Source organism: Amphritea sp. GJ51-11, from assembly GCF_055808735.1.
This window is the reverse complement of the sequence record NZ_CM147881.1, coordinates 4,067,393-4,080,220: the sequence shown is the minus strand read 5'-3', so window position 1 is coordinate 4,080,220 and position 12,828 is coordinate 4,067,393. Positions and strand designations below refer to the sequence as shown.

Sequence of the window (12,828 nt, the reverse complement as noted above, 5' to 3'; positions counted from 1 at the left end):
TCCATGAGTTCAGGTAACGCTGACTTAGATGGGTTTTATACCTATCTGAGCAGCGAACGGCAGTACTCGCGCCACACTCTCAGCAATTATCAGCGCGATCTAGCGCGTCTGCTGGATTATCTGCAACACAGCACTATGTTTCCTGATGGCCGGGTCGACTGGGCCCGCATCGAGGCTAAACATATTCGCAACTTTGTCGCCTGGGTTCATCGTGAAGGGCTTGGCGGCAAAAGTATTCAGCGGCTACTCTCGGCGATTCGCAGTTTCTATAAATACCTCCATCGTGAAGGGCGTGTACAGCAAAACCCTGCATTGGGTATTCAAGCCCCGAAAAGTCCGCGTCGATTACCACAAACATTGGATGTTGATCAGCTTAATCATCTGCTGGAAAGTGATACGGATAGCACTGATCCGTTGGCCTGCAGAGATCAGGCGATGCTGGAGTTACTGTACTCATCAGGGCTGCGTTTATCCGAACTAGTCAGTCTGGATCTGCACAGCATCGATTGGCAGGATGCGAGTTTGCGGGTGGTGGGTAAGGGCTCGAAAGAGCGACTGCTACCGATTGGTCGTCAAGCGATGCAGGCGCTGGATCGTTGGCTTGATCTGCGTGACAACATGGCCCACCCGGAAGAGATGGCATTGTTTGTGAGTAAGCGAGGCAGCCGTATTAGCAGCCGCAGTGTGCAACTGCGCATCGACCAGCGGGCAAAACAGCAACATACCCAAGGTAAGGTTTATCCACACCGTTTACGCCACTCCTTTGCTAGCCATATGTTGGAATCCAGTGGTGATCTGCGCGCGGTGCAGGAACTATTGGGGCATGCCGATATCTCAACCACGCAGATCTATACCCATCTTGATTTTAGACACCTAATGGATGTTTACGATAAGGCCCATCCTAGGGCGCATAAACAGTCAACAAAGAAGGCGCAACAAGACGATGATTAAATGCATAACCTTCGACCTGGATGACACCCTATGGGCGGTTGATCCGGTTATTGTGGAAGCCAATAAAACACTGTATCAGTGGCTGGCTGAACACGCAGAACTGTTCGTTAAATGCTATCAGTTGAGCGATTTCGAGCAGCTAAAGCATAGGGCCTTAGAGGTGTTTCCCGACATCAGCCACAGTGTGACTCAGATACGGTTAAAACAGCTTGAGATTGGTCTAATAGAGGCCGGCTATAGCGCCGAACAAGCGGTGGCGCTATCCCATCAGGCCTTTGAGGTTTTTATCGAAGCGCGGAATCAGGTTGAGTTGTTTGAACATGCCCGCTCGATGCTGGAGCAGTTAAAAGCGAGTGGTTATCTGATCGGGGCACTGAGCAATGGTAATGCCGATGTTAATCGGGTCGGCTTAGGGGACATCTTCGATTTTGCGCTCAATGCCGATGGCGTTGGTAAAGAGAAGCCACACCCTTTGATGTTTGAGCAGATGCTGCATCAACAGCAACTGCGTCCAGAGCAAGTGATTCACATTGGTGATAACCCACATCACGATATTGTTGGCGCAAAAAACGCTGGGCTTTGGACGATCTGGGTTAACCTGACTCAGCGAGTCTGGCCCGAGGCCGATCCGGCGGATGGTGATGTCACCTGTTTACGGGATATTCCTGAGTGTATCGCTCAGATTGCCGCTAACGCCCATCATCGAGCAACCCTATAGGAGCCTATATGACCGACTCTAGCCAGACGACGCCGGTGACGCAGAATCAGATAAATCTGAGCTACAACTCCGTCGAAGATCGGATTTTGATTCGCGCACATGAAAATGGCAAAGAGTATCGGGCTTGGTGGACGCGCCGTCTGGCGTTACGGATTCATAACTTATTCAATGAGCATACTTTTCCCACGGAAAATAGCGCTAGCCATCTGCAGCCGGAGCAGCGCCAGAACCTCGGTGATATTGAAAAGCATGGTGCGGTTCAGCAGGCGGATTTTTCGACGCCGTTCCAGTCCGATGCTGCCGATTATCCCCTCGGTGAAAACGGTATTTTGGTGCAGCGCATCGATATTAAAACGGTCGATAAGTTAGTGATGTTAGTGATGCTTCCAGCGGAAGGTGAGGGTATGACCCTCAGCTTGCCGCCAGGACAACGCTATTCATTCGAGCATATGTTGCAACGGGTCATGGTGGCTGCTAACTGGGTGCCGGATAAGCCCGACGATAGTGCGGGCGTACCGGAAAAACCGATTCAAGCCCACTGAGAATAAGCATTATGGTTGGCTGCGGCGATATCCGGCAATCAATGAACCGATCACGATTGCTAGGCAGGACAGCACTAAGGTGATATCCGCTGGGGCGAGTCCAGCGAGCACTAGTAGTAGCGCCGAGATCAGCGGCGCCGAATAGGCTAATACCCCGAGCAACTGCAAGTTGCCATGTTTGATACCGTAATCCCAAGTAAAGAATGCGATGCCTACCGGGCCGACCCCTAACCCTATGACACCGACCCATTGGCTTGTCGATGCCGGCCAAACCGTCGTTTCCCAGAGCCAATGACAGAGCAATGCCAGCAGTGCGGTGGCGGCGCAGAACCAGCCAGCGGCATCGGTGGATACCTGTTTGACCAAGCGGCTGAGTACCGAATAACCCGACCATATGAAGGCACAGGTCAGGGCCAATAGATAGCCACCAAGATATTGCGGGTTAAAGCCACCAGCACCCTGGCCGATGAGTAACCAACAGCCGAAAAGCGCAATGACTGCGCCGATCATATGCCGTTTGAGCAGGTTTTCACCGGGCAGTAGTCCCGCCAGTAACACGATCAGTAACGGCCATAGGTAGGCAAGCAGACTAACGCTCACCGCAGGTGCTTTGGTCATGGCGAGGAAATAGCAAAAGTGATATCCAAAATAGCCGCCCACACCTAAGACCCACGCCAATACAGGCTGTCGTAGGTGGCGCAGTCCAACATGGCCTTGACGCCACCAATTAGCGGACATCAGTAGAAATGCCAAGGTAAAGGTCATCGCCATTAATTGAAAAGGCGGTATTCGGCCTTCGGTTAAACGGGTCAATAGGGCAAGGGTACCCCAGAGGAAAATGGAGATTGAGCCAATAAGGGTGGCACGTATCGTTTTGCTTTGCATAAGGAACACTCAGTAAAGGATGACACTAGCATAGCGGCTTCGTTGGTGAGAGGCTTTGTTCGGATGGCGTTTTTATTTGCCGAAACGGCGGAAGTAGCTCGGCGGGATATCGAAGTGCTTGCGAAACCGGTCGCTAAAGGCTGCGAGATTGCTATAACCGGTGGCATCGGCGACCTGTTGGATACTGAGGCTTTGTTGTTCCAGCAGTTGCCACGCCCGTTGCATCCGTTTTTCGATCAGGTATTGCGTCGGCGTCATGCCCAATTGTTGTCGAAACAATTGGCTTAACTGACGTGGACTAAGGTTTGCGATGCTCGCTAACTGGGCCAAACTGACGGCTTCACAATAGTGTTCATCTAGATAGCGGCGTGCGGTGGTGATACGTCGGTCAAGGTTGAGTGGTTCGTTCTGTTGCTCATGCAATAACTGTATCAATAGGAGCAACATCTGCCGTTGGCTGGTGGCGGAGTTCGATTGTTGTAATTGCAGCTGCAGGAAACCTACATATTGGATTAACGCCGGTGTGAGGTGAATAAAGGCGGGCAAGCGTTCCAGCTCAGGCGCTAAGGCCGCAGGAATATCCGCGACCACAAAGCAGTTATCATCCGAGGCCGCAAAGCCATGATCCTCTCCCGCCGCAATAATCGCAGCAGACTGGGACGAAACCTTGCCAGCTCGGTGACCAACGGTCATTTCCAACAACCCCGCAACCGGTAGCACCAACTGATGGTAATCATGCTGGTGGCAGTTAGTCTCAGCGCTGTAACTGCGTAGGTCCAGCGTAAGGTGTTTATTCGACGATATCATGCGCGAATTGTAACAGCCTTACAGCTGAGCGGAACGCCTTAATTTAGTGGTTTGAGGTTAGCTCATATACTCGCCGCCATTGACCGAGAGATTCGTCCCGGTGATATAGCCAGCTTCCTCAGCGGTTAAAAATGCCACCGCGCGGGAAATCTCTTCCGGCTGTCCAAGACGACCGACAGGGATGCCAGCGACAATAGACTCTAATACATTTGCCGGAATTTGGCGCACCATCGGAGTATCGATAAAGCCCGGTGATACCGCGTTAACGGTAACGCCTTTGCGGGCACCTTCTTTGGCAATTGCCTTGGTGAAGCCGTAGATACCTGCTTTAGCGGCAGAATAGTTTGCTTGACCGAACTGACCCTGTTCACCGTTAAGCGATGAGATATTGACGATACGACCAAAACCGCGGTTGCACATGGCGTCAAACACCGGCTGACACATGTTGTACATGGAATCGAGATTGGTGCGCAATACTGCCTGCCATTGCTCTGGCTGCATACGTTTGAGCGGAGCATCACGGGTGATACCGGCGTTGTTCACCAGAATATCGATCGGTCCAAGTTCGCGTTCCACCTGCGCGACAAAATTGCAGCAGCTATCGTAATCGGTGACATCAACGGGATAGATTGTGATGTCATAGCCCGCTGTCTGCATCGCTTGTTGCCAAGTTTTGGCGTCACTATCGGTGCCCGGTAAGTAGCTTCCCACTACTTTATGGCCCTGATCGGACATCGCTTTACACATGGCTTCGCCTAAACCACCGTTGGCTCCGGTGACGACTGCTATACGTTGGGTCATGTTGTTCTCCTATCGATATTATATTTATTGGTTATGGCTGCGTATTGAGGTTATCGCTTGAGTCTTGATTTCAGGTTCTGAGCCAGTGCGACCGAACCTTGCTGGTTGTAATCCTGACTGCGCGATTCAATATGCGGTAATTGGTAGAGATAATTGACCATGATGCCGCCGGATTGCTGTAAGCCTTTTGCAGAGGAATCAGCCAGCCAGTTCAGCTGGGCGATCTGAGCACCATTGGTCAGATGAAAATGGGCCACAGGATCAGCACTGAAGTGGCCTCGTTTTTTGGCTTGGCTAAGGTAATAGCAGGCCAGATTCAACAAAGGTTCGCGGGCTTCAGCGGGTGGTTCATCAACGGTGATATCGAGATCGGTGCTGAGCTGTAGCCATTGTTTACCGCCGGGCAGATGTTCGAGTTCGGCGCTATCCTGTTTAGCTAGCCAACGACAGAAGCCGGGCATAGGTGAGAGGGTTGAAAACTGTGTTAGCTGAGGATATTCCTGTTGCAGTCTGGCAACTACTCGCTTGATCAGAAAGTTGCCAAAGCTGATACCGGCTAATCCCTGTTGAGCATTCGAGATAGAGTAGAAAATCGCGGTGTCGGCCTGCTGTATATCCTGTAAAGGCGCGCTTTCATCTAATAATGTTTGAATGTTATCGGCTAAGCCTTGCACCAGTGCAACCTCAACGAAGATCAGTGGCTCGTTGGGCATGTTGGGGTGAAAGAATGCAAAGCAGCGACGGTCGGAATCGAGTCGGTTTTTCAGGTCATCCCAGCTTTGAATTTCGTGTACCGCTTCATAGGCGATCAGTTTTTCTAGCCGTTCGGCACTGGATTGCCAGTTAATTTCCTCTAGCTGCAGTAAACCAATATCAAACCAGCCGATCAGTAAGCGTTTTAGATCGCCTTCTAATTCGGCTAGCTGTGGATAAGTTTTTTTCAGCGTCAGGAGTTCGGCGCGCATATCCACCAGAAATTTAACCCCCTCTGGTAAACCATTAAACTGGGTTAGTAGGCGTAATCGAGGTGGGTCCAGTGACTCTCTTAATTGTTGCACGGCTTCGGCACGTTGTTCTGCCGGTGCGTTTTGCCACTGTTGGAAACAGGTTTCGACCTGTTCGTTATTGATTCCGTAGTGCTCGGCGAGGAGCAGTAAAAAGCGACTGCGGCCCTGTTGGTTAAGCCTTAGGTAGCTGCGCCCAAGGATGACGGCACGGCTGCGGGCGGTGATCTCATTGCACTCTTGGCGAAGGCAACTATCCATCCATTGAATTAGCTGTTCAGAGTCGCCCGGCTCTAATGCGGGACTGAGTTGTAGCTCATCAGCGAGGGCGTTACTCGAGGAGGTTCGCCAAATGCGTCGCAGGTGGCCAATAGTGCGTCCCAGCAATGATGGAGCTTCCTCTGAGGTGAGCGTGGTCTGGGTCATTATCGTTTTCTCCCGGCGCTAATATTGTTAAGGGCGCTGTGTTTTTAACGGTGAATCAGGGTCTGTTTCGAGTAAAAGTAGCAGGATTGAATAATAAAACCAAGGGTTTTTACTTGGTTTTATAAGTGAAAACCATTACTGTTGGGTCCAGAGAGCTATCTCATCGCCTGTTTTAAAGGCCAGAATAACAATGATTGAGGACGAAACGATGGATGATTTACACGGGTTTTACTTGGAAGATTTAGTGGTAGGACAAACGGCGAGCTATGCCAAAACCGTGACTGAAGCGGATGTGGTGCTGTTTGCAGGCGTGTCTGGCGATGATAACCCGGTGCATATTAACGCCGAGTATGCTGCTCAAACGATGTTTGGTCAGCGTATCGTCCATGGTATGTTTAGTGCGGCTCTGATCTCTGCAGTATTGGGGACACGCATGCCAGGACCGGGTGCAATCTATGTGGATCAGCAGTTAAAATTTAAAGCACCGGTCTATATTGGGGACACGGTGACGGCAACGGCAACGGTGATAGAAATTAATGAGGCGCGTCGCCGAGTGGTGATGGAAACGGTCTGTAGCGTGAAAGGCAAGGTGGTTGCTGAAGGCGTGGCGACTAATATGGTCGATCGTCGTCCAGTTCAAAAAGGATAAACAAGATGCTGATTAATAAAGAAAAATGCGCTCTGTTGGTTATTGACGTTCAGGCTAAATTGTTGCCAGGCGTACATCAGAGTGAAGCGTTGGTGAAAAGCTGCCGTTGGTTAATGGAATTGGCGCAATTGGTTGATGTGCCGGTGTTGGGCACAGAGCAATATCCACGGGGTGTGGGGCCAACCACTGAAGAGTTGAAAGCACTACTGCCTGCGGATGATTTTATCGCCAAGACTTTTTTCTCCTGTGTAGACTCACCGGAGTGCAGCGCTCGTATCGATGCGATGGATTGCGACACGTTTGTGATCTGCGGTATGGAAGCCCATGCCTGCGTGATGCAGAGCGCACTGCGCTTACGGGAGCTAGGTAAAACCGTCTTTGTTGTCGCCGACGCAATCTCCGCTCGCAATCCTGTGGATACTGAATATGCGATTGCTCGGATGCGCGATGAGGGGGTTAAAATCGTGACGCGGGAGATGGTTGGTTTCGAGTGGATGAGGCGTTCGGATGTGCCTGAATTTAAAGACTTTAGCATGAAGTTCTTACGCTAATTCAGCGTCTATCTCGTATTGCTACCAGATTGGCCGGGTCCGGTAGGGCTTGGTCAGGTAGCGATCATATGCCTAACAACTATCGGAGCCTGTCGGGATGAAAACCACAGATCGTCATAAGCCTGCGCCGGAGATCCTGATGTCGCCTGCGGAGGTCGAGCGGAACCGGCTTTTGGCCGAGATGGCGGAACAGTCGACCGATATGATCTCGCGGCATAGCCCAGACGACTGGTGTTTTATCGATGTTTCCCCCGCGGTTACCCACTTGCTGGGTTACAGTGTCGATGAAATTGTCGGGATGTCGGCCTATGAGCTATATCACCCCGACGATGTTGAAAACTTTAAACGTCGCGCGCCCAGTGTGAGTTATGAGCGGGGCTTATATACCCATACCTACCGGTTCCGCTGTAAAGATGGCCATTATACCTGGCTAGAAAGCACCAGCCGCACGATTCGTGATCCGCACACCGATGAGCTAAAAGAGATCTTAGTGGTCTCGCGGGATGTGAGTCAGCGTATTAATACCGAACAAGCGAATCGCCGCTTGGCGCGAGTGCTGGAACACAGTAGTGATTTAGTCGCCTTCGTGACACCGGATCACCGGGTTAGCCAATTAAATGAAGCTGCCAGAGATGCCTTAGGATTAGAGGTCGATGGCTATGATCTGCCCTTAAACCGGCTCTTTACCCCCGATAGTTATGCGGTGTTACAGCAACAAGCTTTGCCGCAAGCGCGGGATCGGGGCAGTTGGCGAGGTGAGGCGCAGATGTTTAGTCGGCGACAGCAGCGGGCGATTCCCGTCATGCTAGAGGTGCTGGCACATCGCACACTGGATAATCAGCTGGAATATTTCTCTACCGTCGCACGTGATATGACGGCAATTAAACAGGCCGAAGCCAAACAGCAGCAGTATCAGCAAGAGATCGATCATGCCGCCCGGCTGATTACCATGGGTGAGATGGCCACGGGGCTGGCCCATGAGATCAACCAACCCTTAACCGCGGTGGTTAATTACGTGCGCGGGATTCAGCGACGCCTGCAGACGGATCGAGAATCCGCCTTGGAGGCGATTGAACAACCTCTGGAGAAAATTGCCAATACTGCGCTGCGGGCCGGTGAGATTGTCCGACAGATGATGGATTTTACTCGCAAAAGCGAACCAGAGCGGGAGTTGCTGTCGCTCACTACTTTAGTGAATGATCTGCTTGGTTTTTGTGCCAGCGCGGCGAAAAAACACCATGTGCAGCTGGAAAATAATCTGCCGAGGGCGCTTCCGGAGGTTTATGCCGATCGGATTCAGTTGGAACAGATACTACTTAACCTGCTGCTCAATGGCATCGAAGCTTGCCATCGTGAAGGTCATCAGTCACCACTCAAGGTGTGGCTGGAGGCTTCAACGGATCAAGCGGGTCAGGTTATAATCTCGGTGCTGGATCAGGGGCCGGGTTTACCCGCCGATCCAGAACAGTTATTTGAGCAGTTTTTTACTACCAAGGCGGATGGGCTCGGTATGGGTTTGGCGATCAGCCGAACCCTGATAGAGCGTCATGGTGGCCAATTACAAGCGGAAAACCGTCCGGCGGGTGGCGCAAAATTTAGTTTTACACTGCCAACCGCCGAGTAGAACCCTGTCACAATATGATGAATCGATGATAAGAGCAATATGGCTAAACAGACGGTATATGTAGTAGATGATGATGTCGATGTGCGAGATTCACTGCAATGGTTACTCGAATCTGTCGGGCTGACGGTCGCCGCGTTTGATAATGCCCAAGCGTTTTTAGATAGCTTTGTGCCCGGCACCAGTGGTTGTATTGTCATGGATGTGCGGATGCCCGGCTTGAGCGGTATCAGTGCGCAGAAACAACTGCCTGATTATCAGGTCGATCTTCCCCTTATTATGATCTCGGGTCACGGCAGCGTGAATATGGCTGTTACCGCCATGACCCAAGGGGCCCGCACCTTTATCGAAAAACCCTTTAATGATCAGTTATTGCTCGATCATGTGCAGCAAGCCTTGGCGCAGGATCTCGCCCAGCGCAGCAGTCAACAGAAACGCCAAGCGGTACAGCAGCATTATGCGACGTTGACTAAGCGTGAGCGGCAGGTGTTCGAACAGGTCGCTCAAGGGTTGGGTAATCAGGATATTGCCGATGTGTTGGGCATTAGTCGTAAAACCGTTGAGGGTCATCGGGCAAATCTGATGAGTAAGATGGCGGCACAATCACTGTCGGAACTCATTCAGATGGCGATCAGTCTCGGTTTAATGAGTGGCTATGCCGATCAGTAACCCTTGCTTCTAACGTTTAGGATCAAAGGCTTAAAGTTAGCTGCTGATCATTAGGTAGCTATATTAAGAGCAAAGTGATTAAGGGCTTTGCTTTTCATCATCTTCTGACTCTCGCATCGCTTGAGCATATTCCCAGCCATGTATCGCCTGCTTACGTTCAGCCCCCCAGCGGTAGTGACCACTTTCGCCACTTTCACGGATCACTCGATGGCAGGGGATTAGATAGCCGATATTGTTTGCCCCTACGGCACTGCCCACCGCCCGTTGTGCTTTCGGCGAACCGGTCGCGGTAGCCAGTTGCGAGTATGAATAAAACTGCCCTGAACGGGTATTTAATAATGCTTCCCATACCTTAATTTGAAAGTTAGTACCCCGTAACAGCAGATGCAGTTTTTGCGGTTGTGGGTGGGAGGGAAAGATCCTCTTTAATAACGCATCAGCGCCCGGTTTATCCTGCAGCATAATCGCGTTAGGCCATTGCTGGCAGAGCTCGGTATAGCGCTCGGTGGCATCATCATCGAGAAATGCTAAATAGCACAAGCCTCGCTGGGTCCAGCCGAGCAGTGTCAGCCCAAAGGGCGAAAGAGCTACGCCATAACGTAGCTCGACGCCGGCACCTCCGGCTTTAATCTCGCCGGGAGTTAGCGCTTCGCAACTGATCATCAGATCGTGTAATCGGCTACCACCGGATAAGCCCGCAGTGTAAGCGGCGGTCAGGCTGTCGGCAGAGCTTTTTAGGGATTGCAGGGCGTGTTCTTTGGTCAGGTATTGCAGGAAGCGCTTAGGAGAGATACCTGCCCAAGCACTGAATACCCGCTGTAGGTGATGTTCGCTTAAATCGACCGCTGTTGCGACCTCAGTCAACGATGGCTGATGTTTGGCATGCTGGCGGATATAGCGAATTGCTGCAGCAATCGTCTCATAGGTGCGGGTATTCTCAGTAGACAGGGGACTAGACATCGGTAGGTCGCCTCTTGCGCAGCAGTGCGAGCGGATTAAAGTTCGTCACCAGGGCGACCCCACAGAGCACTATCGAGGCGCCGACAATAGTGTGCCAGCCGATCTGCTCATCAAGAAAGAGATGGCCCCATAAAACACCAAACACTGGTACGAGAAAGACCACGGTGATGGCTGAGGATGCGCCAACATCGGCGATCAGTCTGAAATACAGCAGATAAGCGCAGCCGGTACAGAAGATGCCCAACAATAGAACTGCACCGATAACCTGTGGATCTCCGCTTGCTTGGGCCGGGAAAAAGGGCAGCAGTGGTAACAGCAGAAAAGTCGCTGCCCACATGCTGCCATGGGCATTAGTAAAAGGCTCAACATGATCGGCCCCCTGTGCATAACAGCTAGCGATACCATAACAGAGCGCTGCGGCCAAAACAGCGATAATAGCCACAGTGGAACCTTCTTGAACCAGCACCGGATCAAAGCCAAGGATCAGGCCGACTCCGGCTATCCCAGCGCTCAGGCCGCAGAGGGTCTTGATCGTTAAGGGCTTACGATAACGTAGCGAAATCAGTAGGTTGCCCCAGATAGGCGCGGTAGCGTTGAGAATGGATAAGAGTGAGGCGGATAATGTCTGCGCGGCAAACCCCAACAGCAGAAACGGCAGGGCGGTGTTAAACCAGCCGAGTATACAAAAATGCTTCCAGTGTTGGCCTGCTTGCAGGTGACGACGCAATAACCGGGCGATCAGTAAGAGAAACAGCGCAGCTAAGAATAACCGCAGTTCAATCATAACGGCGGGACCGATGACCGGTGCAGCAATTCGCATAAACAGAAAGGAGCCTCCCCAAAGGGCGGCGAGCAACAGCAGTTGCAGTAAACTCTTAAGTGGCATATGCCTTATCCATGTTTCACCATCGTTTAGTTCGCTGATTCGCTGGATTAACCCCGTAAAACGCAAGGGCTAATGCCGTGGCGAGAAGTGCCCGAGGCTTAGCAATCAGGCAAGTCCCGGTTACATCATTGCTTGGTCAACTTAGTGTCGGTGATTTTTCTTGTGGAGGCTACCCGATTCTTGCGCTGCTGAGTGATTAACGGTAATCGAGGTGTTTAGTCGTCGAGAAAGAGTTCGAGTAGATCATTCAGGAAAAGTCGGCCCCGGGGAGAAGGGGCTAGTTGCTCGGTTTCGTCTAGCAACAAACCCTGATGGTGGGCTTGTTGTAACAAGGGCGCGATGCTATCTAATGCTAACCCGGTACGTTGGCTAAATAGTTCGGCGGCGACCCCGTCAGTGAGTCGTAGCGCGTTCATCATAAACTCAAACGGACGTTCCTGCAGGCTAATATCCTGTTCACCGGAGAGTGGCTCAAGGGCGTTCATATAGGCTTTAGGCTGACGCTGTTTCCAGCGTCGTGTAATACGGTTTTGATCGGCCCAGCTGATTTTACCATGGGCACCGGCACCGATGCCGAGGTAATCACCAAACTGCCAGTAATTCATATTATGGCGCGACTGTCGGTTCGGTTGACTGTAAGCGGAGATCTCGTATTGGTGGTAGCAGTGTTGCTGTAGCAGCGCTTGGCCCTGCTCTTGTATGGCCCAGAGGGCTTCATCTTCAGGCAGGTTTGGTGGCTTGCTGAAAAACTCGGTATTCGGCTCGATCGTCAGTTGATACCAAGAGAGATGGGTTGGCTGTAGATCGATCGCCTGCTGTAGGTCGGCCAGTGCCGCTTCGGGTGTTTGCTGTGGCAAACCATGCATCAGATCGAGATTGAAATTATCAAAGCCGATCTCCCGTGCTTTGCTGGCTGCGAGAATGGCATCTTGGCTGTTATGAATTCGTCCTAGTTGTTGCAAGCGGGCACTATCAAAGCTCTGTACACCGATGGATAAGCGGTTGACGCCGGCGGCTCGAAAGCCGGCAAAGCGTTGCTGTTCGAAGGTGCCAGGGTTGGCTTCCATGGTGATTTCGGCATTGGCCGCGAGGGGCGTGCGTGCGGCAATGCCGCTAAGGATCTGTTGAATCCCCGCGGCATCAAAGAGGCTGGGGGTACCGCCGCCGATAAAAATGGTTTCGATCTCTCGCCCCTGCACCCCGGGGAGTTCTTGATCGAGATCGCGCATCAACGCATCGATGTAGCGCTGCTGCGGAATTTCGCCCGTTACCGCGTGGGAGTTGAAGTCACAATAGGGACATTTGCGTACACACCAAGGAATATGGATGTAGAGCGATAGCGGCGGCAGGCTGAGCAT

The 12,828-nt window shown here is 51.8% G+C and carries 14 protein-coding genes; 7 read left to right on the top strand and 7 right to left on the bottom strand.

The genetic code is table 11. The features are described from left to right. Positions 1-3 precede the first annotated feature (3 nt). The 3 genes from xerC to AC0L4K_RS18440 are packed head-to-tail and all read left to right on the top strand — an operon-like array spanning position 4 to position 2,211. Positions 4-951 carry a tyrosine recombinase XerC gene (gene xerC, locus AC0L4K_RS18450; protein WP_417226752.1) on the top strand — a complete coding sequence of 316 codons (948 nt, stop codon included), beginning with the start codon at positions 4-6 and terminating at the stop codon, positions 949-951. Then, positions 944-1,669: an HAD family hydrolase gene (locus tag AC0L4K_RS18445; RefSeq protein ID WP_473267489.1), complete on the top strand. Its 726-nt coding sequence runs from the start codon at positions 944-946 to the stop codon at positions 1,667-1,669. The genes xerC and AC0L4K_RS18445 overlap by 8 nt, the downstream gene beginning before the upstream one ends. 8 nt (positions 1,670-1,677) lie before the next feature. Further along, positions 1,678-2,211 (top strand): hypothetical protein, encoded by a 534-nt coding sequence (locus AC0L4K_RS18440; RefSeq protein ID WP_417226756.1) that lies wholly within the window; start codon positions 1,678-1,680, stop codon positions 2,209-2,211. A 9-nt stretch (positions 2,212-2,220) separates the two neighbouring features. Here AC0L4K_RS18440 and yddG read toward each other — a convergent pair whose 3' ends face one another. The 4 genes from yddG to AC0L4K_RS18420 form a co-directional block, all read right to left on the bottom strand. Next, positions 2,221-3,096 carry an aromatic amino acid exporter YddG gene (gene yddG / locus AC0L4K_RS18435; RefSeq protein WP_417226758.1) on the bottom strand — a complete coding sequence of 292 codons (876 nt, stop codon included), beginning with the start codon at positions 3,094-3,096 and terminating at the stop codon, positions 2,221-2,223. 72 nt (positions 3,097-3,168) lie between these two features. Next, complete coding sequence (locus AC0L4K_RS18430; protein ID WP_473267488.1) at positions 3,169-3,903, bottom strand: helix-turn-helix domain-containing protein; 735 nt, start codon at positions 3,901-3,903, stop codon at positions 3,169-3,171. A gap of 57 nt (positions 3,904-3,960) precedes the next feature. Further along, a complete protein-coding gene (gene phbB / locus AC0L4K_RS18425; RefSeq protein WP_417226762.1) occupies positions 3,961-4,704 on the bottom strand; it encodes an acetoacetyl-CoA reductase in 744 nt (247 codons plus the stop codon). Between the two features lie 50 nt (positions 4,705-4,754). Next, the gene (locus AC0L4K_RS18420) at positions 4,755-6,134 is read right to left on the bottom strand and encodes a malonyl-CoA decarboxylase (RefSeq protein ID WP_473267487.1); all 1,380 of its coding nucleotides are present in this window, start codon (positions 6,132-6,134) and stop codon (positions 4,755-4,757) included. 208 nt (positions 6,135-6,342) lie between these two features. On the opposite strand from AC0L4K_RS18420, the gene AC0L4K_RS18415 reads away from it, so the two are divergent. The 4 genes from AC0L4K_RS18415 (at position 6,343) to AC0L4K_RS18400 (ending at position 9,624) form a co-directional block, all read left to right on the top strand. Beyond that, positions 6,343-6,783, top strand: coding sequence for a MaoC family dehydratase (locus AC0L4K_RS18415; RefSeq protein WP_417226766.1), 441 nt, complete (start codon positions 6,343-6,345; stop codon positions 6,781-6,783). A 5-nt stretch (positions 6,784-6,788) separates the two neighbouring features. Further along, the gene (locus tag AC0L4K_RS18410) at positions 6,789-7,334 is read left to right on the top strand and encodes a hydrolase (RefSeq protein WP_473267486.1); all 546 of its coding nucleotides are present in this window, start codon (positions 6,789-6,791) and stop codon (positions 7,332-7,334) included. Between the two features lie 97 nt (positions 7,335-7,431). Then, complete coding sequence (locus tag AC0L4K_RS18405; protein WP_473267485.1) at positions 7,432-8,958, top strand: PAS domain S-box protein; 1,527 nt, start codon at positions 7,432-7,434, stop codon at positions 8,956-8,958. 39 nt (positions 8,959-8,997) lie between these two features. After that, positions 8,998-9,624, top strand: a complete 627-nt coding sequence (locus AC0L4K_RS18400) for a response regulator transcription factor (protein ID WP_473267484.1) — start codon at positions 8,998-9,000, stop codon at positions 9,622-9,624. 78 nt (positions 9,625-9,702) lie between these two features. Here the strand turns inward: AC0L4K_RS18400 and AC0L4K_RS18395 are convergent, their stop codons facing one another. From AC0L4K_RS18395 to hemW, 3 genes are all read right to left on the bottom strand, one after another. Then, positions 9,703-10,584, bottom strand: coding sequence for a methylated-DNA--[protein]-cysteine S-methyltransferase (locus tag AC0L4K_RS18395; protein WP_473267483.1), 882 nt, complete (start codon positions 10,582-10,584; stop codon positions 9,703-9,705). Further along, a complete protein-coding gene (locus AC0L4K_RS18390) occupies positions 10,577-11,470 on the bottom strand; it encodes a DMT family transporter (RefSeq protein ID WP_473267482.1) in 894 nt (297 codons plus the stop codon). Before AC0L4K_RS18390 ends, AC0L4K_RS18395 begins: the two co-directional genes overlap by 8 nt. A 215-nt stretch (positions 11,471-11,685) precedes the next feature. Further along, a complete protein-coding gene (gene hemW / locus AC0L4K_RS18385; protein ID WP_473267481.1) occupies positions 11,686-12,828 on the bottom strand; it encodes a radical SAM family heme chaperone HemW in 1,143 nt (380 codons plus the stop codon).